Below are 23,708 nucleotides of genomic sequence, written 5' to 3'. Positions count from 1 at the left end.
AAACCTCTTCCATGGACGACGACCCAAAACCGCCGCCCGGCCGCGCCTCGACGGCCCCCTCCCATCGCGCAGCGCGCTCCTTCCGTGAACCCACCGGCCACCGGAGGCATTGCCGATGCTGGAACTACTGATCGTCATGGCCCTGATCGTCGTCAACGCCTTCTTCGCGTTGTCGGAGATGGCGCTGATGACCTCGCGCAAGCTGCGTCTGAAGCAGATGGCCGAAGACCCGGCGCACCCCAGCCGCGGCGCCCGCGTCGCCCTGCAACTGGCCGAGCGCCCCGACCACCTGCTCTCGACCGTGCAGGTCGGCATCACCGCGATCGGCGTGCTCACCGGCACCTTCGGCGGCGAGTCGATCGGCCTGGCGATCGCCGGCTGGCTCAGCGGCGTGCTTCCGGGCGCGGCCGAGTACGCGCGCAGCATCGGCATCGGCACCGCGGTCACTCTGATCACCGCTTCCAGCGTGATCTTCGGCGAGCTGATCCCCAAGCGGCTGGCGCTGACCAATCCGGAAAAGATCGCCAGTTCCGTAGCGATCGTCCTGGCCGGACTGGCCCGCTTCGCCAAGCCGGTGGTCGCCGCGCTCGGCGCCATCAACCGCCTGGTGCTGCGCCTGCTCGGCATCAAGGACGACGCCCGCAGCGAAATCAGCGAAGAAGAGATCCGCCTGCTGGTCAGCGAAAGCCACGAGCAGGGCGTGATCGACGCCGACGAGCGCAAGATGATGAACCGCGTGCTCAGCCTGGGCGATCGCACCGCCGAAAGCCTGATGACGCCGCGCACCCGCATCGCCTGGCTAGACGCCGGCGCGAGCATCGAGGACAACCTGGCGGCCATGCGCGAATCGCCGTTCTCGCGTTTCCCGGTCTACCGCGGCAGCGACCAGGACGTGATGGGCGTGCTCGAAGCCAAGACCCTGCTGCGCAACCTCGGCGTCGGCAGCCTGCCGGACCTGTTCGGCCAGCTGACCGAGGCCTTGTTCGTGTCCGAGTCGACCCACGCCCTCAAGCTGCTGGAGATCTTCCGCGAGGAACAGCAGTCGCTGGCCCTGGTGGTCGACGAATACGGCGACGTCACCGGCCTGGTCACGGTCAACGACCTGATGGGCGCGGTGATCGGCCGCATCCAGACCGCCGAATCCGACGACCAACCCGGCCCGGTGGTGCAACGCGAGGACGGCTCGTATCTGATCGACGGCGCCTTGCCGGTGGAAGAACTGCGCGAGGTGATCGGCGGCGGGCGCCTGCCCGACGAGGACGAGCACGATTTCCACACCGCCGCCGGCATGGTGATCGCCCACTTCGGCCGCATCCCGCACGTCGGCGAGCACTTCAGCTGGCTGGGTTGGCGGGTCGAGGTGATCGACCTCGACGGGCCGCGCATCGACAAACTGCTGTTGCACCGCCACCTGCCGAAACCGCCGGAGTCCAGCGACGATGACAGCAGCGGCTGACAAGGGCCCCGACGGCGAAGACGACCAGCCGTCGCGGGGCCGGCGACGCGGTCACAAGCCGCACGAGACGGGCACGCGCGCCCTGCTCGATGCCATAGTCGCCGGCGATCCGGAGGAAGTGGTCAAGTTCGGCGACGTGATCGCCGGGCTCGGCAACCGTTCCTTCGGCATGCTGCTGTTCGTGTCCACCCTGCCCGCCTTCATCCCGATCCCGGGCGTCGGCGGTGCGATCAGTGGGCCGTTGGTGGTGCTGGTGGGGCTGCAGTTGCTGATCGGCCTGCGCAAACCGTGGCTGCCGGGCTTCATCGCCCGCCGCGGCCCGCACCGCAAGGCGATGGGCAAGTTCCGCAATCTGCTGGCGCCGTGGCTGAGCCGCCTGGAGCGGATCGTCAGCCCGCGCGCGCCGGCCATGCTCGATCACCGCGCCGCCAACGCCTTCACCGGCTTGCTGCTGGTGCTGCTCGGCATTCTGTTGTCGCTGCCGATCCCGCTGACCAACTTCCTGTTCGGCGCCCTGCTGCTGTTGTTCGCGTTCGCGCTGCTCGAACGCGACGGCAAGCTGATGGGCGTGGCCTGGGTCGCCGGCTCGATCGCGGTGGCGGTGTTCGGCATTTTGTCCGGCAGCCTGGCCCAAGCCTTGGCCGAGTGGATCGCCCTGGCGCAAGACAAGATCGGCTGAAGAGCAGCTTGCGTCGAAGCGCCGCGATGGGTGTCGGGCGGCATAGCGCGGGTGACCGATAGCGCCGCGGCGCCGGGGTCGCGGCTTGCGCCACCCCTGCCCTGGGTTGCCTGGCTCTGGAGGACGGCAGTCATGATCGACGTTCGCCGGTCGCGCCGCCTCAACCCATCAACAGCGCCAGGAATTCCTCGGTATTGACCGGGTGGCCGAGCCAATAGCCCTGAGCGAGATCGCAGCCGCGCTCGCGCAACACCGCGTACTGGCCTTCCTTCTCCACGCCCTCGGCGACCACGGTGATGCCGAGCGAATGCGCCATGGCGATGATCGCCGTGGTCAGCGCCAGGTCGTCCGGGTCGCGCAACACGTCGGCGATGAAACTGCGGTCGATCTTGACCCCGTCGACCGGCACCCGGCGCAGATGGCTCAGGCCGGAGAAGCCGGTGCCGAAATCGTCGAGCCAGACCTTGACCCCGCTGGCGCGCAGGCGCGCCAGCAGGCTGCTGGCATGGATCTCGTCGCCGATCACCGCCGTCTCGGTGAGTTCCAGGTGCAGATGCGCGGCCGGCAAACCGGTTTCCTGCAGGCAGGCCGCGACCACGTTCGGCAGGTCGCCGCTGCGCAACTGGCGCGGCGAAACGTTGACCGATACGAACAGCGGCTCGGCGCCGGGCCGCGCGCGATGCCAGGCGATCGCATCCTCGCAGGCCGCGCGCAGCACCTGCGGGCCGAGCGTCTCGATCAGCCCGCTCTGCTCGGCCACGTCGATGAACACCGACGGCGCGATCAGCCCTTGCTCGGGATGCTTCCAACGCAGCAAGGCTTCGGCGCCGACCATGGCGCCGTCGGCGAGACGGAACACCGGTTGATAGACCAGACTCAACTCGCCGCGATCCCAGGCGCCGCGCAGTTCGTGCTCCAGATGCACGCGGCGCTCCACCGCCTGGTCCATCGCCCGGCTGTAGAAGCGGTAGCAGTTCTTGCCGGCGACCTTGGCCTGGTACATGGCGATGTCGCCGTTCTTCATCAGCGCGGTCGCGCCGGACGCGTCTTCGGGATACAGGGTCACGCCGATCGAGGTGCCCAGGAACACTTGGCGGTCGTGGACCACGATCGGCTGGCCGAGTTCGCCGACCAGCACCTCGGCCAGATGGGTCGCGACGGTGCGGGCCTCGCCGTTGCGCTCGCGGCTGCCCTCGACCAGGATCACGAACTCGTCGCCGCCGAAGCGGGCCAGCAAGGCGCGTTCGCCGCCGATGCGCTGCACGGTTTCCTGGATGCGGTTGGCGAACTGCAACAGCACCTCGTCGCCGGCGTCGTGGCCGAGGGTGTCGTTGACGCGCTTGAAGTCGTCGATGTCGGCGAACAACAAGCCCAGTTGCCCGCTGTCGCCGCGCAGGTGCAGCAGGCGCTGGTCCAACACTTCGCGGAAGGCGAGCCGGTTGGCCAGGCCGGTCAGGGCGTCGGTATAGGCCATGCGGCGGATGTCGCGGTCGTGCCGGGCCAGGCTCTGGCTCATGCGGCCGAAGGCCTGCATCAGGTCGCCGACCTCGTCGTTGCTGTGGGCGGCCGGCGGCGCGCTGTCGAACTGGCCGTTCTCGATGGTGTGGGCGGCGTCGGCGAGTTCGCGGATCGGGTTCACCAGCCAACGCTGAATCAGCCACAGCATCAGGCCGCCGAGCGCGAGCAGGCCGACGCTGAGCACGCCGACCCAGAACAACTGGCGGCGGCCGAGGTCTTCCAGGCGCTGGCGCACCTTGTCCAGGGCGGTGTCCTGGTAGGCGCGCATGGCCTTGAGGTCGTAGCCCACGCGCACCCCGCCGAGGCGTTGCTGGCCGACCTTGATCGGCGCGGACACGTCGAGGGTGGTTTCGCTCCACTGGGTGAACAAGGCCTGGGCGGTGATGATCTTGGCCGCCATCGCATCGTCCATGCGCTTGCCGTAGCTGGGGATCTCTTCGTTGCCGTCGTGGACGATGTTGCCTTCGTTGTCGTAGACGATGACGTAGCGCACGCCGGGGTTCATCATCGCCGCGCGCCCGAGCTCGCCGACGGCGTCCAGGTCGAAGTAGTACAGCGGATTGGTCAACGAACCGGCGAGTTGGGCGACCTCGCCCTCGCCGTGCCGGCTCAGGCTTTCGGCGATGGTGTCGCGCATCGCCTCGCGGCTGATGCCGACCACCTCGCTCTGCATGCGCTCCTGGCGGTTGAGCAGCATCAGGATCAGGGTCACCACGACCAGGAAGGCCACCGCCATGATCGCGAAGAACTTGACCTGCAGGCCGGCGCGCAGATTCATTCGACCTCCGCGCGCACGCGCGCGACACCGTCGGAAATATGTTCGAGCGCGCGTTGCGAGGCCGGGTCGATCGGCATGAAGCGGGTGGTCTTGAAGAAGCGCAACAGCGCCTCGCCGGCATCGGGATCGCCGGCGGCGTCCAACAACACTTCGCGCAGTCGGGCGGCGACCTTCGGGTTCAAATCGCCGCGCACCAGTTCGAGCGCGCGCGGGTATTCCTCGCTGCGGCCTATCACCACCAGGTCGCGGCGGAAGGCATCGGGAACGCGGCGCGGGTTGTCCCAATCCAGGTTGCTCATCACCCCGGCATCGACCAGGCGCTTGTGCACCCAGGTCGAGATGTTGAGCTCGGAGCGCGCGAACAGATAGCCGACCGCGCCGCGATTGATGCGGTCGGTCGGCGACAGCAGAATCTCCAGGGTCAGGCCGCGTTCGAGCAAGGCCGCGGCCGGCACGAAATAGGCGCTGGTCGAGGACGGACGCTGGAAGGCGACGTTGTGCCCGCTGAGGTCGTCGAGCGAGCGCAGGCCGCTGTCGCGGCGGGCGAAGAACACGCTGTGGTAGTGGCTGACCCCGTCGCGTTCGGTCAACAGCATCAGGCGCGCATCGGCGCGCTGGTGCAGCAGGACCGCGGTGCCGGCGGTCTCGGTGACCCAATCGACCCGGCCGCGGCGCATGTAGCTGCCCATCTGCTGGGCGTCCTTGGCCATCAGGATGCGGCCCTCGCGGATGCCGACGTCGGCCATGCGCGGGATCACGTAGTCCAGCAAGGGCTTGAGTTGCTCGTAGTGGGCCTTGGGGTCGTCGCTGATGCGGCCCAGCACCAGGACGTGGGCATCGGCCCCGTCCTTGTGCCCGTTTTCGGTCTCGTGGGCCGACGACACGGCCACGGGAGCCAGCGCCCCGGCCAGGACGAGCCCGAACAGCAAACCGAGAAACCGCGTACTAGCGATCAACAGCCTTCACCTGGTCGGATTGCCAGCGCAGCGTAATCGAAACCCGGGGCCGACCGATACCTCGTCGCGCCGGCCGCCGATGGTCCCCTCGTCCGTGCCGCCGAATCGCTGTCGCAGACGCTGTCACAGATGCCGCCACGGGCAGGCCCGACCGGGCTTCAGCGGCGCTGCCCGGCCAGCATGGCCATGCGCTCGACATCGGCCAGCACGCCGCGCAGCAGGCGTACCTCGCGCTCGTCCAGGTCGGCGCGCAGGAACAGCCGGCGCAGCTTGCGCATGGCCGATTCGGGCGCCCGGCCCTTGTGGAAATCGATCGCATCCAGCGCCTCGCCGAGCTGGCTGAAGAAGCCCTCCAACTGCGCGTGCGAAGCCGGCGGGTCGCGCCGTTCCGCGCCGCCGCCGGCTTCGGCCGCGGCCAGGGCGGCCATGCGCAGTTCGTAGCTCAGCACCTGCACCGCGGCGCCGAGGTTCAAGGAGCTGTAGTCGGGGTTGGCCGGGATATGCACGGCGGCATGGCAGAGCTGCAGCTCGTCGTTGTCCAGGCCGGTGCGCTCGCGGCCGAACACCACGGCGACTTCGCCGCCGCTGCGGGCCAGCGTGTCGACCCTGGCCGCGGCGTCGCGCGGCACCAGTTCTTCCAGGGCGATGCGGCGGCTGCGCGCGGTGCAGCCCAGGACCAGGTGGCAGTCGGCCACGGCAGTGGCCAGGTCGGGCACGATCACCGCCGATTCGAGCAGGTCGTCGGCACCGGCGGCCATCGCGTAGGCGTCGCGGTCCAGGCCCTTCTCGGGGGCGACCAGGATCAGCCGGCTCAGGCCCATGGTCTTCATCGCCCGCGCCGCCGAGCCGATATTGCCGGGGTGCTGGGTGCCGACCAGGACGATGCGGGTATGGGCGGCGGCCGGGTCCGGCGCCGTGGCTGCGGGGCGGCCCTCGCAGGCCGGGTCCGGCTGTGGATGGCCCGCGGAGCCTGCCGGGGAATTGATCGGATCGGGCGCCTCGGGGGGCGCCGCTTCATTGCGGAGATCGGGGTTCATGCGCAGATGGTAAACTCCCCGCCCCGGCCAAAGCGCCGGTCCGCTCTTTACCCCCGTCAGTCCTGCCCCACCTCACACGCTCGAGGCCGTACGCCATGCAGAAACCCGCCGTCACCCTCATGGTCAAGGCCGCCCGCGCCGCCGGTAATGTGTTGCTCCGCCACATGCACCGGCTGGATGCGCTGAACATCGTCGAGAAGGACCGCATGGACTACGCGAGCGAGGTCGACAGCCTCGCCGAAGCGGAAATCATCAAGGAATTCCGCCGCGCCACCCCCGACTACGCCATCCTCGGCGAGGAAAGCGGCCCGATCGGCCAGGCCCGCTTCACCTGGGTCATCGACCCGCTCGACGGCACCAGCAACTACCTGCACGGCATCCCGCATTTCTGCGTGTCGATCGCCCTGTGCGAAAACGGCGAACCGATCCACGGCGTGATCTTCGACCCGCTGCGCAACGACCTGTTCACCACCAGCCGCGGCAGCGGCACCCAGCTCAACGAGAAGCGCGTGCGCATCGCCGAGCGCAAAGACCTCAACGGCGCGATGCTGATCACCGGCTTCCCGCCGCGCGAACGCGCGCGCACCAGCGCCCACCTCAAGTGCCTGGACAACCTGCTCGTCGATGCCGAAGACGTGCGCCGCACCGGTTCGGCCGCGCTCGACCTGGCCTACGTCGCCTGCGGCCGCGCCGACGCTTATTTCGAAGCCGGCGTGAAGCCCTGGGACATCGCCGCGGGCGCGCTGATGGTGCGCGAAGCCGGCGGCAAGATCTCCGACTTCAAGGGCCGCTCGACCGGGCCGATGGACAACCGCGGCCTCGCCCCGCGCCAGATCATCGCCGGCAACCTCAAGATCGCCGATGCCCTGCAGCACCGCATCGTCAACACTGGCTACGCGGCCGCGTTCGACTGAGGCTGGCCTGCTTATCGCAACAAGAACAACGCCGCGAGAGATCGCGGCGTTGTTCGTTGTCAGGCGGGCTCGTCGAGGGCGTGCCTGTCGAAGGCCAACTCGCAAACCTACAAAGGCTGCGCCCGAATCAAAAGGCGACGCCCTTCCCCTGTAGGAGCGACGCAAGTCGCGACCGCGCAGTTCGCGGTTGTTGCGACTCTTGCCGCAGAGCGTACGAAGCAACATCAAGAACAAGGCTTCCGTCCGCTAACGCGGCCGGGTTACTTTCTTTTGCTGGCCCAAAAGTCCCTCTGGATTCCCTGCGGTCAAAGCTAACCAAAGAAAAGACCTTCCTTGACGAAGCTCCCCTGCGAGTACGCAGCTGACGCCGGGATTTTTCGATAGGACATCCTTGTCCTATCGAAAAACGGCGCGCGTCCTGTGTGCCGCCCTCCGGGTCTCCGGTTGCATCGTGAGTTCCCAGCTGCGCCAAGCTCTCTACGGCTACCGCAACCGCAACCGCAACGACTCCGCTTTCGGGTAGGAGCGGCGCAAGCCGCGACCGCGACTTTGCGGTAACGACGCGCTGATCTGGAGGGGTTGCGGTCGCGGCTTGCGCCGCTCCTACAGCGGGGCTACGGCCGGATGCGCCACGAGACCGAAGCAGCGCGGTCGCGGCTTGCGCCACTCCTACCCTGCGACAGATCACGGCTTCATCAACGACGTCGGCGGCGCAGTCTCTGCGCGTCACGCGGTCGCGGCTGGAGTTATCGGCGAGACGCATTCGGGCAGATCCGGTTCGCCGAAAGCAGGACTGCTTACGCCTGAGCCAGCGTCCTCATCGGTGTGCGCCGAATCACGGCGCGCGTGCCGTCACCACCCAGGTTGCGCCGCCGACCGCGATGCCCTGCCCGGTCGCGATCTCGGCCAAGGCCTCGCGGATCGCCACCGTCGCGCGCTCGCGCACCTCGTCGCTCTGTGCCGCCAACAAGCGCGCGACCGGACCGACCCGGAACACCTGCGACAGCGCGTCATCGGTCATCGCCTCGCGAGTGTCGCCGCGGCCGTAATAGAACGGCGCCTCGAACGGCTGCAATTCCACTGCCTCGAAACCGGCCTCGCCGAGCACGCGCACGACCCGCTGCGGATCGCTGAACGCGAACGGGCCCGGCGCGTTGGTGTCGACGAGCTCCTGCTCGACGATGCCGCGGATCGCCCGCAAGGGCAGCACGTACCAATCGTTTTCCGCCGGCGCCTTCCAGCAGGCGAACGCGAGCCGGCCGCCCGGCTTGAGCGCCTTGCGCAACTCCGCGAACGCAGCGACCGGATCGTCGAAGAACATCACCCCGAAGCGCGAATACAGCAGGTCGAAACTGTGCGGTGCGAACAAGGGACGGCTGGCATCGGCAAGACGAAACTCCACCGGCAACGCCATGGCCAGCGCGCGCTCCCGCGCCCGCCCGAGCAGAGCCTCGGACACGTCCACCCCGACCACCCGCCCGCCGGAGCCGACCGCGCGCGCGAGCTCGAACGAAGTCGCGCCGGCCCCGCAGCCGATGTCCAGCACCGCCTCGCCGGCCTTCGGCGCCGCTGCCGCGAACGCCGCCTGCCCATAGGCCGCGGTGCGCTCGTCGAGCCAGTCGTTATAGGTCAGCCAGCGCGCGCCGACCGGACCGTTCCAGTCGCTGATTTGTTGTTGGTTGGTTTCCATGCTCATCCGGACAAGGCCCTACCGATCACCCATAACGAACTGCGGCATCGCCCATGGGCCAATACCGCCATCTCTTCGACGCTTCGATCCAGTCTTCGACCGACTTTCCGCCCTGAACGAGATCGATGAAATAGGAATGCACGGCAACGAGCCCAAGGCCTTCGCGAATCCTGAACCTGATATACGAAACCGCATAGATGCCGTTCGCCCGCACGAGCCGCACGAACTCATCGAAAACTCAAGGCAAGACCTCAATTTCTCCAACGAACTTGAGCCCGACCGGCTCGAAACGCTCCACATCGACTTTGCGATAAGCAATCGCCTCGACCCACAGCCTGTAAGCGCCCGCAATCACTACTTTCAGGTGCGCAAGCTCGTCATCTTCGACTTCGTCTTCATCCGAACCCTCCAGCACATCAACATGCACTTCGTGCACATCGCCGGCATTCAGAACAAAAGCCTTTCTTGGCGACCTTAAAACACATTTTTGGTGCCCGAAGTAAATATCCTCGTTTTCCAAAGACTCAAGCAGCACCGCGGCGACATCGATTTCCTTAGCCATCTCCAACGCCTGGCCGGAAGAAAACTGAAGCAACAGCGGAAACTTCTTGATGCCCGCCTTGTACTCGAAGCCATCGACCAACAGGACCTGCATCTTCAAGCAATCGGACATTTCATTCCCCCTTCAAGCCGAGCTTCGTACATATCGAGGCAACGACTACAACATCCTGTCGATGGCACCCCCATGCTTCACCCTGCTTTGGATGGATCGAGGTCGCAAAATCCATCTGGACGGCCGATAACTTCATGAAATCCTTTTTTGTCGAACGCTATCGCCGGAGAGCCGAGTGCTCAAGAATTTACTGAGCCGGGGCAGATGAAGCAATTGACCCATCATCGCCGGCCCAAGATATCCGCGTTGTCGAAACTCATCGGCAGATCAATACCGGGCAGATCGCCGCCTTGGAGCTCCGAGCCAACAGCAGACGAAAACTCAATGAAAACAAAGAGGCCGCGCAATGCGCGGCCTCTTTGTTCCAACCGGACAACCGAACCGTTACGGCCGGCGAGCCAGCGCCGCTTCGTCCTTGGCCTTCGGCAGCAAGTCCTGCTTGCTGACCTTGAGGATGCCGAGGGTCAACAGCGGGCAGGCGACGAAGATCGACGACAGGGTGCCGATGATGATGCCGAGCATCTGCGATTCGGCCATGCCGCGCAGCGAACCGCCGCCGTAGATGTACAGGGCCACCACGGTCAGGAAGGCGACGAACGAGGTGATGACGGTACGCGACAAAGTCTGGTTGATCGACTTGTTGAGGATCGTCTCCGGGTCGGCGCGCATCGAGCGGAAGTTCTCGCGGACGCGGTCGAACACCACGATGGTGTCGTTGATCGAGTAGCCCATCACCGACAGGATGCCGGCCAGCACGGTCAGGTCGAACTCGTGGCCGCTGATGGCGAACCAGCCGGCGACCACGATCACGTCGTGCAGGGTGGTGATGATCGCGGCGACCGCGAACTTCCATTCGAAGCGGAACGCGATGTAGATCAGGAAGCCGACGATCACGAAGATCAGCGCGTACAGGCCGTTGAGGGCCAGTTCCTTGCCGACCTGCGGGCCGACGAACTCGTTGCGCAGGATCTTGGCGTTGTTGCCTTCGCCCGACACCGCCTTCATCACCGCGGCGGCGGCGTGCGCGGTGGCCGATGCGGAAGCGTCGCCTTCGCGCGGCTGCAGGCGGATCAGCAACTCGGTGCCCGAGCCGTAGGTCTGGACCTGGGCGCTGTCGTAACCGTCGACGGCCAGCTTCTCGCGCACCTGGTCCAGCGGTATCGCCTTGTCCAGGTGCACCTCGACCAGGTTGCCGCCGGTGAAGTCCAGGGCGAAGTTGAAGTTGCGGGTGAACATGGCGCCGATGGCGACGAACATGATCAGGGCGGCGACCGCGATCGACACCCAACGCAACTTCATGAAGTTGATGTTGGCATCGTTGGGCAGCAGGGTCAGCGGGAAAATCTTCATGTCTGGGTTCTCCCGTCAGATCGCGATGGACTTGAGCTTGCGGCGCTTGCCGTAGATCAGCGTGGCGATGCCGCGCGACACGGTCACGGCGGTGAACACCGAGGTCAGGATGCCGACGATCATGGTGATCGCGAAGCCCTTGAGCGGGCCGGTACCGAACATCAACAACGCCAGGCCCGCCAGCAACGCGGTCATGTTGGAGTCGAAGATCGTGCCCGAGGCCTTGTCGTAACCGGTGGCGATCGCCGTTTGCGGCGGCATGCCCGCCCGCAGCTCTTCTCGGATTCGTTCGTTGATGAGCACGTTGGCGTCGACCGACATGCCGACCGACAGCGCCAGGCCGGCGAAACCGGGCAGGCTCATGGTCGCGCCGACGATGGGCAGCGACATCACCGCGACCACCATCAGCAGGTTCAGCAGCAGGGCCAGGCAGGTGATCAGGCCGAACATGCGGTAATAGATCAGGAAGAAGCTCAGCGCGAAGATGAAGGAGAACATCACCGCGGTGGTGCCGCGCTTGACGTTCTCGGCGCCGAGGCTCGGGCCGACCACGCGCTCTTCGACGAAGGTCATTGGCGCGGCCAGGGCGCCGGACTTGAGGTCGCGGGCCAGGCTGTTGGCTTCCTCGCGGCTCAGGCCGGTGGTCTGGAAGTCCTTGCCGAACACGCCCTGGATGGTCGAGGAGCTGATCACGCGCTCTTCCGAACGGGTGGTACGCACTTCCTTGCCGTCGACGATCTGGGTGATCGGGATCTGTTCGACGTAAACGATGCCGAGACGCTTGCCGACGTTTTCCAGGGTGTGGTTGAGCATGCGCTGGCCGCCGATGGCGTTGAGCGTGATGCTGACGCTCGGCTGGCCCTGCTGGTCGTTGCTCGGAATCGCGTTGACCAGTTGGTCGCCCGAAACCAGCAGACGCTTGGACAGCAGCAGCGGTTGCTTGGCTTCGTTGTAATAGACGCGTGCGTCCGGCGGCACGTTGCGGTCGCGCACGGCGGCCGCGGCGGTGGCTTCGTCGCCGACCACGGCGCGGAATTCGAGGGTCGCGGTGGCGCCGATGCGGCGCTTGGCTTCGGCGGTGTCCTGCAGGCCCGGCAGCTGGATCACGATGCGGTCGGTGCCCTGGCGCTGGATCACCGGCTCGGCGACGCCGAAGGCGTTGATGCGGTTGCGCAGGGTGGTCAGGTTCTGCTCGATCGCGTCGAGCGAGATGCGCTGCAGCTCCGACTGCGGAATCTCCAGGGTCAGGGTCTGCCCGTCGAGGCTCTGGGTCAGGGTCGGGAAGGCGGTGCGCAACTGCTTCTGCGCCTTGTCGGCATTGGCGCCAGCGGCGAGCGTGGCGACGATGGCCTCGTTGCCGCGACGCACCACCGAGGTGTAGGAGACGCTGCTGTCGCGCAGGGTCGAACGCACGTCTTCGACGTAAGCCTCAAGACGCTTGTTGAGCGCGGCGTCCTGGTCGACCTGCATGGTGAAGTGGACGCCGCCCTGCAAGTCCAGGCCGCGCGGCATCGGCTTGGCGCCGAACGCCTGCAGCCAGTCCGGCACGGTCGGGGCCAGGCTCAGGGCCACCACATATTCGCTGCCGAGCTGCGGGCGCAGCAGGTCGGCGGCGCGGGTCTGCAGGTCGGTGTCGGTCAGGCGCACCATCAGGTTGCCCTGGTTCTCGACCAGGATCGACTTCGAGGAAATTTGCGCCTTGGCGAGGATGCCTTCGACGCGCTTGGCCAAGGTCGCATCGACCTGGGTGCCGGTCGGCCGGGCCGCGGAGATCTGTACGGACGGATCCTGCGGATAAGCGTTCGGCAGCGCATAAATCACGCTGAAGATCAGTACGACCAGGATGGCGAAGTATTTCCAGCGCGCGAAGGTCAGCATCGAGAACCCCTGCGGCAGCCTCCCCGGCCGCCGCGTCTATGTAAATAAAGGCGTGGCGTCGGCTCAGGCCGACTTCAAGGTGCCCTTGGGCAACACGTTGGCGATCGCGCCCTTCTGCACGCGGATGCGCACGTTGGCGGCGATTTCGACGGTGATGAAGTTCTCGCCGATGTCGGTCACGGTGCCGGCGATGCCGCCGTTGGTCAGCACTTCGTCGCCCTTGGCCAGCTTTTCGAGCATGCCGCGGTGTTCCTTGGCGCGCTTCATCTGCGGACGGAAGATCAGGAAGTACATGACGCCGATCAGGATCAGCGGCAGGACGAAGCCGCCGGCGCTGCCGAGAAAGCCACCCGGAGCGGGCGCGGCACCGGCGGTGGCCTGGGCATAAGCGGGGGCGATCAGGAGGTCGAGCAGATTCATCGGAATGTCCTGGAACGAAAAATAGCCGGGGATTATGCCACGGCTGGGTTGGAGTCAAGGCCGGGGCCCAAATGAGCCGCAGCGCACGCTTTATCGGTGGGCGACGAAACCTCCGGGGCCCTGCCCCGTCCGTTTCGCAGCCGGCCCCACCCGTTCACGCGCCGGGCGACCGGGTTGGAGTCCGGTGGGGTCAGACTTGGAAGGTCAGACCTGGAAGGTCGGGCTTGGAAGGTCCAGGCCAGCTGGGTCCAAACCCCTAGCCGGCCAGCAGCCCGAAGCCGTCCTAGGCGCGTGCGGCGTAGAAAGACTCCCGGAAGGCGGTAAAGGTTCCCTGCTCGATGGCCTCGCGCATCTGCGCCATCAGGCGCTGGTAGTAGCGCAGGTTGTGCAGAGTGCCCAGCATCGGTCCGAGCATCTCGTTGCAGCGGTCCAGGTGGCGCAGGTAGGCGCGGCTGAAACCGTTGCTGCAGGCGTAGCAGTCGCAGCCCTCTTCGATCGGGCGCAGGTCGCGCTCGTACTTGGCGTTGCGCACGCGCACGGTGCCGCTTGGGGTGAAGTAATGGCCGTTGCGGGCGTTGCGGGTCGGCATCACGCAATCGAACATGTCGACGCCGCGCGCGACCGACTCGACCAGGTCCTCGGGGCGGCCGACGCCCATCAGATAGCGCGGATGGTCCTCGGGCAGCTGCGGGCAGGTGTGTTCGAGCATTTCGTTGCGCTCGGCCTCGGGCTCGCCGACCGCTAAGCCGCCGATCGCATAGCCGTCGAAGCCCAGCCCCTTCAGGCCGGCCGCCGACTGGGTGCGCAGCTCGTGATGGACGCCGCCCTGGACGATGCCGAACAAGGCCGCATCGTTGCCTTCATGGGCTTTCTTGGAGCGCTCGGCCCAGCGCAGGCTCAGCTCCATCGACTTGCGCGCCACCTCGACGGTGGCCGGATACGGCGTGCACTCGTCGAAGATCATGACGATGTCCGAATCCAGCACGCGCTGGATGTTCATGCTCTCTTCCGGGCCGAGGAAGACCTTGCTGCCGTCGACCGGCGAGGCGAAGGTCACGCCCTGCTCGGTGATCTTGCGCCGGTGCGCGAGCGAGAACACCTGGAAGCCGCCGGAGTCGGTCAGGATCGGGCCGTTCCAGCGGGCGAAGCCGTGCAGGCCGCCGTGATCGCCGATCACGTCCAGGCCGGGCCGCAGGTACAGATGGAAGGTGTTGCCGAGGATGATCTCGGCCCCGAGGTCGCGCACGTGCTCGGGCATGATGCCCTTGACCGAACCGTAGGTGCCCACCGGCATGAAGGCCGGCGTTTCCACCGTGCCGCGCGGAAAGGTCAGGCGGCCGCGGCGCGCGGCGCCGTCTTGACCGAGCAATTGGAAGGACATGCGGCTCATGCGCGTATTCCTTTATCGAGTGGGACGCATGGGCGATGCGTGGGGATGGATTCGTGCGGAGCGATCGAGCTAAGGCTTTCGCTTTGCTGGCGGTGCGCGGAAGCTGGAAAGACGGTTGTGGGGTCTCGGCTTCGTGGTGTCGCGGCGGGGCTACGTCGCTGCGGTTGGCCACAGCAGCATGGCGTCCCCATAGGAGAAGAAGCGATAGCGCTCGCGGATCGCATGCTCGTAAGCGGCGAACACCGCGTCCTTGCCGGCGAAGGCCGAGACCAGCATCAGCAAGGTGCTCTCCGGCAGGTGGAAATTGGTGATCAGGCCGTCGACCGAGCGGATGCGGTAACCGGGCAGGATGAACAAGCGCGTTTCGCCGGCGAACGGCTGCAGTTCGCTTTCCTCGCCTGCGACGCCGCTGTGGTGGCGGATCGCGCTTTCCAGCGCGCGCACCACGGTCGTGCCGACTGCGATCACCCGGCCGCCGGCGGCGCGGGTGCGGCGGATCTGTTCGACCAGGCCGGCGCCGACGTTGAGCCACTCGCTGTGCATGACGTGCTGGTCGAGGCTTTCGGCGCGCACCGGCTGGAAGGTGCCGGCACCGACGTGCAGGGTGACGTGGCCGAACTCGATACCGCGCTCGCGCAGTTGGTCCAGCAGGGCGTCGTCGAAATGCAGGCCGGCGGTCGGCGCCGCGACCGCACCGACTTCGCGCGCGAACACGGTCTGGTAGCGCTCCTGGTCGTCGCTGCCGGGCTCGCGCTGGATGTACGGCGGCAACGGCAGGCGGCCGGCGTGCAGCAGCCATTGTTCGAGCGACTCGGGCACGTGGAAGCGCAGGCGATAGAACTCGCCTTCGCGGCCCAGCACCTCGGCTTCGCCGCCGGCATCGAGGGCGATGCGCGCGCCTTCTTTCGGCGACTTGCTGACGCCTAGTTGCGCGCGCGCCTCCATGCCGCCGAGCAGGCGCTCGATCAGGATCTCGACCCGGCCGCCGGTGCTCTTCTGGCCGAACAGACGCGCCGGGATCACCCGGGTGTCGTTGAACACCAGCAAGTCGCCGGGCTGCAGCAACTGCGGCAGCTCGCGGAACACCCGGTCTTCGCGCGGCGCCGGCGCCGGCGGCACGACCAGCAGGCGGCTGGCGGAACGCTCGGCCAGGGGCGCCTGGGCGATCAGCTCGGGCGGCAGTTCGTAGTGGAAGTCGTTCTTCTTCAAAGGGAACCGAAGTAATTGAGCGCGAAGCGCCGTAGCCACCGAAGCCGGCGAAAACCGGCTGGGCTGACGGACGGGGCGAAACCGGGCGGCAAGGGGGCCGGGCAAGGTTTCGGAGAGCGCCCATTATCCCGGGTATGGGGCGGGATCGGCAAAAGCCGGCTTGGCGGGGTCTGGCGAGCTGGCGGGAAATCCCCCCTGCCCCGCCTTTTCCAAAGGGGGGAACAGCACAGGCTCCCGGCTGGGAATCGCCCCGGTTTCGGATCCGAGACGGCCGGCATCTATGACGAGTCGGCGCCGGGCGCTTACAGCCAGCCGTTCTGCCGGGCGCGGCGATAGGCCTCGATGCGGTTGCTGCTGTCGAGCTTGCCGATGGCTTCGGACAGGTAATTGCGCACGGTGCCCTGGCTCAGGTGCAGGCGCTCGCCGATCTCGGCGGTCGACAGGCCTTCGCCGGCCAGGCGCAGGACCTGGCGCTCGCGCTCGGTCAGCGGGTCTTCGTCGCTCCAGGCCGCGACCGCGAGTTGCGGATCGATCGCGCGGCCGCCGCGGTGCACCTGGCGCAGGGCTTCGGCCAGTTGCCCGGCCGGGGCGTCCTTGAGCAGGTAGCCGCGCACGCCGGCGTCCATCGCCCTGCGCAGGTAACCGGCGCGACCGAAGGTGGTGACGATCACCACCCGGGTCGACATGCCGGAGTCGCGCACGCGCATGGCCAGGTCGATGCCGGTCATGCCCGGCATTTCGATGTCGGTCATGATCAGGTCGGGCTGGACCCGCTTGACCGCTTCCCAGGCCGCCGCGCCGTCGCCGGCTTCGGCGACGACCTCGATGTCGGGTTCCAGGTTCAACAGCGCCGCCAGCGCGCCGCGCACCAGGGCCTGATCTTCGGCGAGCAACAGACGGATCATGCGATACCTCGTTCGAGCAGGGCCGGCGTCGCCGCCGGTGCGGAATTTGCCGCGGGCGCGGCCAGGCGACGGGCGACGACCAGCGCCTCGCGCGGCACCAGCAGGCTCAGGCGCGTGCCGGCGCCGTTCGGGCTTTCGATTTCGACGGTGCCGCCGACCGCGCGCAAGCGTTCGCGCATGCCGGTCAGGCCGTGGCCCTCGCTGGATACGCCGCCGCGGCCGTCGTCGGCGATCCGCAGCACGATGCCGCCGCGCGAGTCCTGGGTCAGTTCGACGTCGACCCGGCGCGCCCGCGCATGCCGCATCACGTTGGTCACCGATTCGCGCAGGGCCAGCGCCAACGCGGCTTCGATGTTGAGCGGGATGTCGATGGTCGCCAGCTTGTGGTCGAGGCTGATCTCGCCGCTCAGCAGCGCCAGCCGCGCCGCCGCGAGTTCGGCCTGCAGGCCGTTGGCGCGGATGCCGGCGACGGCTTCGCGGACCTGGGTCAGGGCTTCGCGCGCGACCCGTTCGACTTCGTTGATCTGGGCGTGCGCGGCGGCGGTGTCGTGTTCGAGCAGGCGCGCGGCGAGCTGCGATTTCAACACCACCACCGACAAAGTGTGGCCGAGCAGATCGTGCAGGTCGCGGCCGATACGTTCGCGTTCGGCCAGGCTGGCCAAGCGCTTCACTTCGTCCTGGGTCAGGCGCAGCTCGGCATGGCGGCGTTCGCGGTTGCGCGCGGCGACCACACCGGCGAACACGATCGCGCCGACCAGCAGATTGATCAGGAAGGTCGACAGCGGCATCGCTTCCTTCGGCACCAGCAGCATGAATTCGACGCCGAGCAGCGCGAACAGCACCGCGGCCAAGGCGATGCCGCGCCCCAACGGCAGCAGGCTGGCGATCATGCCGGAGGCGAAAATCAGGTAAGTGCCGCCCCCGCCGCCGAACGGGATCACCGCATAACCGATGCAGGCCACCGCGAGCAGCAACCACAGGCGCAGCTTGGAGCCGCTGCGGTAGAAGGCCCAGTACAGCGGCAGGAACAACAGCACCGAGGTCACCGCCGCGGTCACCACCCACCACGGCACCCGCGGCCAGAAGAACAGCGGGATGAACACGAAACTCAGATACAGCAACGAAGCCAGGTGCCAACCGAGCAGGTTGTCTTGGGCATCCATCGTGGGCGGCGGCAAGCGCATGGTCGAGCTCCTTCAGGTCGGCAAGACCTAGGTGGCGATGCGGTCCGGCGCCGGTCCGGACCGCATCGGCGTAGCGGACTTTAACGGAGTTCGACCGCTTCGATCTCGAACGCGAACGGGCCCGGCTCGCCGCCGGCGCCCACCACGATGCCGCGCAGGTTGGCCAGATCGACGCCGGCCATGCTCGCCAGCGGCACGCGCACGTCCTGCCACTGCGCACCGACCTCGAGCTGTTGGATGCCGGGCGGGCGGCGCATGTCGTTGCCCGAGAACACCATCACCGTGAGCTTGCGGCCGTCGCCGCGCACCCGCAGCTTGAACTCGCCGACCCCGCGCGCATCGACCGAAGCCAACGGCACCGGGCCCGGCACGAACATCAGCCCGCCCCAGGGCTGGGCGATACCGGCGACGACCTCGCCCCGGGCCGCGAGCGTCGGCGCCTTGCCGGCTTCGGCCACCGCTTCCAGGCGCGAACTCGACTTGCCGCCGATGTAGATATCGTTGGAGGCGATCCAGTTCGCGCTGGGCTTGTCGTCCGCGAACAAGGCGATCTTGCCCGGCTTGAGGATCGGCTGCGCGGTGTCGATGGTGCGGTCCACCGGATAGCCGTTTTTCCAGATCGAACGGATCGCGCGAGTCGCGGTGATGTCGGTGGTCGGGTCGCCGTCGACCAGGACCAGGTCGGCGCGCAGGCCGCGCGCGATGCGGCCGCGGTCGTCGAGGCCGAAGCTGCGCGCGGGCGCGGCGGTCGCCGCAATCAAGGCCTGCACCGGGCTCAGCCCGGCCTGCACCAACAGTTCGAGCTCGCCGTGTTCGCTGGCGCCGTGGGTGGTGCCGGGATTGCCGCTGTCGGTGCCGGCGAGCAAGGTCACCCCGGCCTCGTGCAGGCGGCGCACGTTCTCCAGGGAGTTCTTGAATTTCGCCTCGGTCAGGAAGCCGCTGGGAAAGCTCGCCGCCAGTTCGTCTTTCTGTTGCGGCCGCAGGTACGGGGTCAGCCGCGCATCGCCGGCGACGCGCTTGCGCGAGGCGCCGTCGATACCGTAGACCGACGACATCACGGTCAGAGTCGGAACCACGAAGGCCTTGCGCTGCTTGATCGCCGCAACGAGCTTCGGGTCGTCGATCAGGTCGCTGTTGATATGGACCAGACCGTCGGCGCCGGCATTGATCGCCAAGGCCGCATCGGAGGCCTGCGACACGTGCACCACGGCCAGGCGCTTGCGCGCGTGCGCGGCCTTGATCGCGGCGCGCAGGGAGGCCTCCGACAAGGTGTTCAGGCGCGCCTTGCCGGTGGAATCGAGCAGCGGCTCCAGCACCAGCTTGATGTAATCCGACCCCTCGGCGATGCGCGCATCGACGAAGGCCTGCGCCTGCGCCGGATCGTCGAGCGTGGCGACCGGCATGCCGTACTGGGTGCCGTGCCCGCCCTTGGCGGTGACCAGGGTGCCGGCCGACCACAGATCGGCCTTCTCGGTCTTGCCGAGGCTTTCGCGTTCGGCGCGCGCCGCCGCCAGGCCGCGGTGGTCGGTGAACATGTCCAGCTCGGTGGTCACGCCGAAACGCAGGGCGTCGCTGCGCGCAGGCCCCCAGCTGTGGACGTGCGAATCGATCAGGCCCGGCAGCAAGGTGGCGCCGTTGCCGTCGACCACCGGCACGCCGGCCGGCACCGCCACGCCCGCGCCGACCTCGGCGATCAGGCCGTCGCGCACCAGCACCGTCGCCGAGGGCAACACGCGCTCGCCGTCGAACACGCGCACCTGGCGGATCGCGAACGATGTCGCCGGCAGCGCCGCCTTGCCGGCGATCGCGGCCGGCGCGTCAGCGCCCTCGGCGGCGACCGCTGCGCCCGAGCCCAGCAAGGCGCCGAGCAACAGGCCGACGGCTTGGGTGTGCATGGACGATTTTTCCATCTTCATGTTCTGCTCCATTCGGTGGCGATGGCCGCAGCGCGGTCATCGGAGGATGCGGCGGCGCCGGCGGCCGGGGCCGCCGGCGATTGCGACAAGGGCAAGCGACGCGGCCAAGGCCGGGCCGGCGCGCCGGTCAGCATGATGGCTGCTACGCCCGCGGCCGGAACCGAGCCGCCCGCGGACCGCCCCGCGGTCGCGGCGACGACACCGTGGAAGGGATGGATCGCGCTCATCGGCTGGCTCCACGGGCTTGCGGAAGGTGCGCTCACTGTCGTCCTCGGGCGCTCCACGGGGCAGTGGGCGAGATCATTCATCGCCGGTGACAAGCGTCACGCCCGTCCCCAGGCCGGCCGGGGCGATGGGGGTTATCGGCAAGGTCCGGGCATGATAAACTCTCATAAATTATTGAATTGAAACGAAAAATCATCGAGAAGCGGTGGCGCCACGCAAAATTCTTGCGCGCACCGCGACTGCGATCTTTCGTTGTTCCTTACGTTGTATGGGTGTGAGAGATGGCGCTTGGCGGCAATGCCGCTGCAACTGCGAGGGTCCAGCCATGAAGGCGGACCGGTCTCCCATGTGATGAAGCCTTCGGCCCCGGCCGAAAAATGGAGAGGCCGCGCACGATGCCGGCCTGTGGAGATTGACGATGAACAACCTGCTCAGCCAACTCGCGCCGCTGCGCGCTCACGCCGGCAAACGCCGCACCATCGGCCTGGACGACGACACCGTCGCCCGTTTCGCCATGACCCACCCCGAGCTCGGCGAAGCCATCGCCGCGGCCGCGGCCGAGTACGCCCTGATCCGCGACCTGCACGCCGACCTTCTCGACCTCGACGAGGACGCGCAGATCCAGGCCGTCCAGGCCGGCTACGTCAATTTCTATCCCGACGACGGCGTCAATCCGTATGTCGCCCTGACCGCGCGCGGCCCCTGGGTGATCACCCTGAAGGGCGCGGTGCTGCACGACTCCGGCGGCTACGGCATGCTCGGCTTCGGCCACACCCCCTCGGCGGTGATCGCGGCGATGGCCAAGCCGCAGGTGATGGCCAACATCATGACCCCGTCGCTGTCGCAGCTGCGCTTCGAGCGCGCCCTGCGCGGGGCCATCGGCACCACCCGCGGCGAGTGCCCGTACGAGCGTTTCTTCTGCCTCAACTCCGGTTCCGAATCGGTGTCGCTGGCCGCGCGCATCGCCGACGTCAACAGCAAGCTGATGACCGACCCGGGCGCGCGCCACGCCGGCCGCGCGATCAAGCGCGTCGTCGTCAAGGGCAGCTTCCACGGCCGCACCGAGCGCCCTGCGCTGTACTCGGATTCCTCGCGCAAGGCCTACGTGCAGCACCTGGCCAGCTTCCGCAACGAAGACTCGGTCATCACCGTCGAGCCCTACGACGTCGACGCCCTGAAGAAGGTGTTCGCCGACGCCGACAGCAACGGCTGGTTCGTCGAGGCCATGTTCCTGGAACCGGTCATGGGCGAAGGCGACCCGGGCCGCGGCGTGCCGCCGGCGTTCTATGCCGCCGCCCGCGAGCTGACCCGCAACCACGGTTCGCTGCTGCTGGTCGACTCGATCCAGGCCGGCCTGCGCGCGCACGGCGTGCTGTCGATCGTCGACTACCCCGGCTTCGAAGGCCTGGAAGCGCCGGACATGGAAACCTATTCCAAGGCGCTCAACGCCGGTCAGTACCCGCTGTCTGTGCTCGCGGTCGGCGAACGCGCCGCCTCGCTGTACCGCAAGGGCCTGTACGGCAACACCATGACCAGCAACCCGCGCGCTCTCGATGTCGCCGTCGCGGTGATGGAACACGTCACCCCGGAACTGCAGGCCAACATCCGCAACCGCGGCGCCGAGGCGATCGAAAAGCTGGAGAAGCTCAAGAGCGAACTCGGCGGCCTGATCACCAAGGTCCAGGGCACCGGCCTGCTGTTCTCGTGCGAGCTCGCCCCGCAGTTCAAGTGCTATGGCGCCGGTTCGACCGAAGAATGGCTGCGCGAGCGCGGCATCGGCGTGATCCACGGCGGCGTCAACTCGCTGCGCTTCACCCCGAACTTCACCATCGGCAGCGACGAGATCGAACTGCTGGTGTCGATGGTCGGCCGCGCCCTGCGCGAAGGTCCGCGCGCGCAACAGGCTGCGGCGGCCTGATAGGCTTCGCCCATCCCAACCGAGGTCGCGGAATGATTCGTTTGTCGAACAAGGACACCGGCGCCGACATCGGCGAGATCAGCGAAGAGGAATTGCAGATCCTCGTCGCGGCGCTGGAAGAAGAAGACAGCAAGGACCAGAACTACTTCATCGACCACGCCACCGTCGACATGATCGAGATCGATCATCTCAATGCGGGCTCGTTGATCACCGTGCTGCGCGCGGCCATCGGCGACAGCGACGGCGTCGAGATCCAGTACGTACGCACGGCCTGAGGCCGAACGCATGTCGGCCGCGGCCACACCGCGGCCCGACTTGCGCCCCGTCATGGCGCTCGACCTGATCCAGGCCCGGCACGAACGCGAGGCGCCCGCCTCGCGCAAATCGTTCGCCATCGACCTGCCCTTCCACCAGCAGTTGATGGCCCGGGCGCTGCCGCACCACGAGTATCCGCTGCTGCGCAGGCTGCACGACTACCTCGCCGACGCCGAGATCTCGTCCTGCGAACTGGCGGATCTGCATGCCGAACTGAAGCGGCTCGAGGCCCGGTTCACCGACCCAGCCGAGATCCGCGGATTTTCGCTGTTCGTCGCCCAGGTGATCGCCGACGGCGACAACCTCTACGCCGTCGCGGACTGAGTTCTCCCCGCCGGCCGCCGGAAGCCAACGGCCAGAACCTCGCTTCGCCCCGCCCGCAGCGCAAGCAGCGCCACCCTGACGCCGCGTCGCCGCCGTTTCCTTCACCGCGGTGAGCGCGAACGCCTGCATCCGCCTGCGCCACGCTTGCGCCCTGCCCTTCAACCATCAATGCTTGCGGCCAAGACCGCCCGGCAAACACCCGCACAAAGGCCGCTCATGAAAATCGTAGAAGTCCGCCACCCGCTCGTGCAGCACAAGCTCGGCTTGATGCGCCGCGCCGACAACAGCACCAAGTCGTTCCGCGAACTGGCCTCGGAAGTCGCGACCCTGCTGACCTACGAAGCCACCGCCGACCTGGAAACCGAGGAAGCCGTGGTCGAAGGCTGGGCCGGGCCGGTCGTCACCCGCCGCATCAAGGGCGCCAAGGTCACCCTGGTGCCGATCCTGCGCGCCGGCCTGGGCATGCTGCCGGGCGTGCTGGAATTGATCCCGGCGGCCAAGGTGGGCGTGGTCGGCCTGCAGCGCGACGAGCAGACCCTGCAACCGGTCGGCTACTACGAAAAACTCACCGGCCGCATGGAGGAGCGCACCGCGTTGATCCTCGACCCGATGCTCGCCACCGGCGGCAGCCTGATCGCGACCGTCGACCTGCTCAAGGCCGCCGGCTGCAAGCGCATCAAGGGCTTGTTCCTGGTCGCCGCGCCGGAAGGCCTGAAAGCGCTGGAAGCGCGCCATCCCGACGTCGAAGTCTTCACCGCTTCGGTCGACGAACGCCTCAACGAAGTCGGTTACATCCTGCCCGGCCTCGGCGATGCCGGCGACAAGATCTTCGGGACCAAGCATTACGCTTGAGCGTTGTTGCGAGGGGGACCGCGCCCCGCCACGCGTGCGGGGGCGACCCGACGCATATCGCCGTCGATGCGCTGCTCGCGCTGCGCAGGCGCCCCGGTGCAACGAAGACCGCTGCGCCCGG

General features: G+C 67.5%; 21 protein-coding genes. 7 read left to right on the top strand and 14 right to left on the bottom strand.

Features of this window, described 5'->3' with window-relative positions; all coding sequences use genetic code 11:
• The first annotated feature begins 115 nt into the window (after positions 1 to 115).
• Positions 116 to 1,456: a hemolysin family protein gene (locus ACKN61_RS08485; protein WP_408953109.1), complete on the top strand. Its 1,341-nt coding sequence runs from the start codon at positions 116 to 118 to the stop codon at positions 1,454 to 1,456.
• On the top strand, positions 1,440 to 2,135 hold the full coding sequence (locus tag ACKN61_RS08480; protein WP_408953108.1) for an exopolysaccharide biosynthesis protein: 696 nt from the start codon (positions 1,440 to 1,442) through the stop codon (positions 2,133 to 2,135). The genes ACKN61_RS08485 and ACKN61_RS08480 overlap by 17 nt, the downstream gene beginning before the upstream one ends.
• Before the next feature lie 160 nt (positions 2,136 to 2,295).
• Here the strand turns inward: ACKN61_RS08480 and ACKN61_RS08475 are convergent, their stop codons facing one another.
• From ACKN61_RS08475 to ACKN61_RS08465, 3 genes are all read right to left on the bottom strand, one after another.
• On the bottom strand, positions 2,296 to 4,431 hold the full coding sequence (locus ACKN61_RS08475) for a putative bifunctional diguanylate cyclase/phosphodiesterase (protein ID WP_408953107.1): 2,136 nt from the start codon (positions 4,429 to 4,431) through the stop codon (positions 2,296 to 2,298).
• Complete coding sequence (locus ACKN61_RS08470; protein ID WP_408953779.1) at positions 4,428 to 5,315, bottom strand: phosphate/phosphite/phosphonate ABC transporter substrate-binding protein; 888 nt, start codon at positions 5,313 to 5,315, stop codon at positions 4,428 to 4,430. The genes ACKN61_RS08475 and ACKN61_RS08470 overlap by 4 nt, the downstream gene beginning before the upstream one ends.
• A gap of 230 nt (positions 5,316 to 5,545) precedes the next feature.
• A complete protein-coding gene (locus ACKN61_RS08465) occupies positions 5,546 to 6,424 on the bottom strand; it encodes an RNA methyltransferase (RefSeq protein WP_408953106.1) in 879 nt (292 codons plus the stop codon).
• 95 nt (positions 6,425 to 6,519) lie between these two features.
• Here ACKN61_RS08465 and ACKN61_RS08460 point away from each other — a divergent pair, with 95 nt between their 5' ends.
• Complete coding sequence (locus tag ACKN61_RS08460; RefSeq protein ID WP_408953105.1) at positions 6,520 to 7,338, top strand: inositol monophosphatase family protein; 819 nt, start codon at positions 6,520 to 6,522, stop codon at positions 7,336 to 7,338.
• Between the two features lie 835 nt (positions 7,339 to 8,173).
• Here ACKN61_RS08460 and ACKN61_RS08455 read toward each other — a convergent pair.
• The 11 genes from ACKN61_RS08455 to ACKN61_RS08405 form a co-directional block, all read right to left on the bottom strand.
• Positions 8,174 to 9,028 carry a class I SAM-dependent methyltransferase gene (locus ACKN61_RS08455; protein WP_408953104.1) on the bottom strand — a complete coding sequence of 285 codons (855 nt, stop codon included), beginning with the start codon at positions 9,026 to 9,028 and terminating at the stop codon, positions 8,174 to 8,176.
• 238 nt (positions 9,029 to 9,266) lie between these two features.
• Positions 9,267 to 9,683, bottom strand: a complete 417-nt coding sequence (locus tag ACKN61_RS08450; protein ID WP_408953103.1) for a hypothetical protein — start codon at positions 9,681 to 9,683, stop codon at positions 9,267 to 9,269.
• A 402-nt stretch (positions 9,684 to 10,085) separates the two neighbouring features.
• A complete protein-coding gene (secF, locus tag ACKN61_RS08445; RefSeq protein WP_031372945.1) occupies positions 10,086 to 11,051 on the bottom strand; it encodes a protein translocase subunit SecF in 966 nt (321 codons plus the stop codon).
• 15 nt (positions 11,052 to 11,066) lie between these two features.
• Positions 11,067 to 12,929, bottom strand: a complete 1,863-nt coding sequence (gene secD, locus ACKN61_RS08440; RefSeq protein ID WP_408953102.1) for a protein translocase subunit SecD — start codon at positions 12,927 to 12,929, stop codon at positions 11,067 to 11,069.
• 63 nt (positions 12,930 to 12,992) lie between these two features.
• Entirely contained in the window at positions 12,993 to 13,349 is a 357-nt protein-coding gene (gene yajC, locus ACKN61_RS08435) for a preprotein translocase subunit YajC (protein ID WP_408953101.1), read from the bottom strand.
• Between the two features lie 283 nt (positions 13,350 to 13,632).
• Positions 13,633 to 14,739 carry a tRNA guanosine(34) transglycosylase Tgt gene (gene tgt / locus ACKN61_RS08430; protein WP_408953100.1) on the bottom strand — a complete coding sequence of 369 codons (1,107 nt, stop codon included), beginning with the start codon at positions 14,737 to 14,739 and terminating at the stop codon, positions 13,633 to 13,635.
• Positions 14,740 to 14,889: 150 nt separating this feature from the next.
• A complete protein-coding gene (gene queA / locus ACKN61_RS08425; RefSeq protein ID WP_408953099.1) occupies positions 14,890 to 15,948 on the bottom strand; it encodes a tRNA preQ1(34) S-adenosylmethionine ribosyltransferase-isomerase QueA in 1,059 nt (352 codons plus the stop codon).
• A 302-nt stretch (positions 15,949 to 16,250) separates the two neighbouring features.
• Positions 16,251 to 16,853, bottom strand: a complete 603-nt coding sequence (locus ACKN61_RS08420) for a response regulator transcription factor (protein WP_031372940.1) — start codon at positions 16,851 to 16,853, stop codon at positions 16,251 to 16,253.
• Complete coding sequence (locus tag ACKN61_RS08415; protein ID WP_408953098.1) at positions 16,850 to 18,037, bottom strand: sensor histidine kinase; 1,188 nt, start codon at positions 18,035 to 18,037, stop codon at positions 16,850 to 16,852. The genes ACKN61_RS08420 and ACKN61_RS08415 overlap by 4 nt, the downstream gene beginning before the upstream one ends.
• Before the next feature lie 80 nt (positions 18,038 to 18,117).
• Positions 18,118 to 19,953, bottom strand: coding sequence for a CIA30 family protein (locus ACKN61_RS08410; RefSeq protein WP_408953097.1), 1,836 nt, complete (start codon positions 19,951 to 19,953; stop codon positions 18,118 to 18,120).
• On the bottom strand, positions 19,950 to 20,180 hold the full coding sequence (locus ACKN61_RS08405) for a hypothetical protein (protein ID WP_408953096.1): 231 nt from the start codon (positions 20,178 to 20,180) through the stop codon (positions 19,950 to 19,952). The genes ACKN61_RS08410 and ACKN61_RS08405 overlap by 4 nt, the downstream gene beginning before the upstream one ends.
• A gap of 416 nt (positions 20,181 to 20,596) precedes the next feature.
• On the opposite strand from ACKN61_RS08405, the gene ACKN61_RS08400 reads away from it, so the two are divergent.
• The 4 genes from ACKN61_RS08400 (at position 20,597) to upp (ending at position 23,587) form a co-directional block, all read left to right on the top strand.
• Positions 20,597 to 22,096, top strand: a complete 1,500-nt coding sequence (locus ACKN61_RS08400) for an aminotransferase class III-fold pyridoxal phosphate-dependent enzyme (protein ID WP_408953095.1) — start codon at positions 20,597 to 20,599, stop codon at positions 22,094 to 22,096.
• A gap of 32 nt (positions 22,097 to 22,128) precedes the next feature.
• Positions 22,129 to 22,371 (top strand): hypothetical protein, encoded by a 243-nt coding sequence (locus ACKN61_RS08395; protein WP_031372935.1) that lies wholly within the window; start codon positions 22,129 to 22,131, stop codon positions 22,369 to 22,371.
• A 52-nt stretch (positions 22,372 to 22,423) separates the two neighbouring features.
• Positions 22,424 to 22,735, top strand: a complete 312-nt coding sequence (locus ACKN61_RS08390; protein WP_408953094.1) for a hypothetical protein — start codon at positions 22,424 to 22,426, stop codon at positions 22,733 to 22,735.
• Positions 22,736 to 22,951: 216 nt separating this feature from the next.
• Positions 22,952 to 23,587, top strand: coding sequence for a uracil phosphoribosyltransferase (gene upp / locus ACKN61_RS08385; protein WP_057917399.1), 636 nt, complete (start codon positions 22,952 to 22,954; stop codon positions 23,585 to 23,587).
• Positions 23,588 to 23,708: the final 121 nt, after the last annotated feature.

This window comes from Lysobacter sp. Hz25, from assembly GCF_046097045.1.
Classification (GTDB): Bacteria; Pseudomonadota; Gammaproteobacteria; order Xanthomonadales; family Xanthomonadaceae; genus Lysobacter; species Lysobacter antibioticus_B.
This window is presented reverse-complemented; position numbering and strand designations above follow the sequence as displayed.

Bases quoted from the DNA above. Each gene is read 5' to 3' on its own strand.
- ACKN61_RS08485 (WP_408953109.1), top strand. From the start codon at position 116: ATGCTGGAACTACTGATCGTCATGGCCCTGATCGTCGTCAACGCCTTC.
- ACKN61_RS08480 (WP_408953108.1), top strand. From the start codon at position 1,440: ATGACAGCAGCGGCTGACAAGGGCCCCGACGGCGAAGACGACCAGCCG.
- ACKN61_RS08475 (WP_408953107.1), bottom strand. From the start codon at position 4,431: ATGAATCTGCGCGCCGGCCTGCAGGTCAAGTTCTTCGCGATCATGGCG.
- ACKN61_RS08465 (WP_408953106.1), bottom strand. From the start codon at position 6,424: ATGAACCCCGATCTCCGCAATGAAGCGGCGCCCCCCGAGGCGCCCGAT.
- ACKN61_RS08460 (WP_408953105.1), top strand. From the start codon at position 6,520: ATGCAGAAACCCGCCGTCACCCTCATGGTCAAGGCCGCCCGCGCCGCC.
- ACKN61_RS08455 (WP_408953104.1), bottom strand. From the start codon at position 9,028: ATGGAAACCAACCAACAACAAATCAGCGACTGGAACGGTCCGGTCGGC.
- ACKN61_RS08450 (WP_408953103.1), bottom strand. From the start codon at position 9,683: ATGCAGGTCCTGTTGGTCGATGGCTTCGAGTACAAGGCGGGCATCAAG.
- secF (WP_031372945.1), bottom strand. From the start codon at position 11,051: ATGAAGATTTTCCCGCTGACCCTGCTGCCCAACGATGCCAACATCAAC.
- secD (WP_408953102.1), bottom strand. From the start codon at position 12,929: ATGCTGACCTTCGCGCGCTGGAAATACTTCGCCATCCTGGTCGTACTG.
- yajC (WP_408953101.1), bottom strand. From the start codon at position 13,349: ATGAATCTGCTCGACCTCCTGATCGCCCCCGCTTATGCCCAGGCCACC.
- tgt (WP_408953100.1), bottom strand. From the start codon at position 14,739: ATGAGCCGCATGTCCTTCCAATTGCTCGGTCAAGACGGCGCCGCGCGC.
- ACKN61_RS08420 (WP_031372940.1), bottom strand. From the start codon at position 16,853: ATGATCCGTCTGTTGCTCGCCGAAGATCAGGCCCTGGTGCGCGGCGCG.
- ACKN61_RS08415 (WP_408953098.1), bottom strand. From the start codon at position 18,037: ATGCGCTTGCCGCCGCCCACGATGGATGCCCAAGACAACCTGCTCGGT.
- ACKN61_RS08410 (WP_408953097.1), bottom strand. From the start codon at position 19,953: ATGAAGATGGAAAAATCGTCCATGCACACCCAAGCCGTCGGCCTGTTG.
- ACKN61_RS08405 (WP_408953096.1), bottom strand. From the start codon at position 20,180: ATGAGCGCGATCCATCCCTTCCACGGTGTCGTCGCCGCGACCGCGGGG.
- ACKN61_RS08400 (WP_408953095.1), top strand. From the start codon at position 20,597: ATGAACAACCTGCTCAGCCAACTCGCGCCGCTGCGCGCTCACGCCGGC.
- ACKN61_RS08395 (WP_031372935.1), top strand. From the start codon at position 22,129: ATGATTCGTTTGTCGAACAAGGACACCGGCGCCGACATCGGCGAGATC.
- ACKN61_RS08390 (WP_408953094.1), top strand. From the start codon at position 22,424: ATGGCGCTCGACCTGATCCAGGCCCGGCACGAACGCGAGGCGCCCGCC.
- upp (WP_057917399.1), top strand. From the start codon at position 22,952: ATGAAAATCGTAGAAGTCCGCCACCCGCTCGTGCAGCACAAGCTCGGC.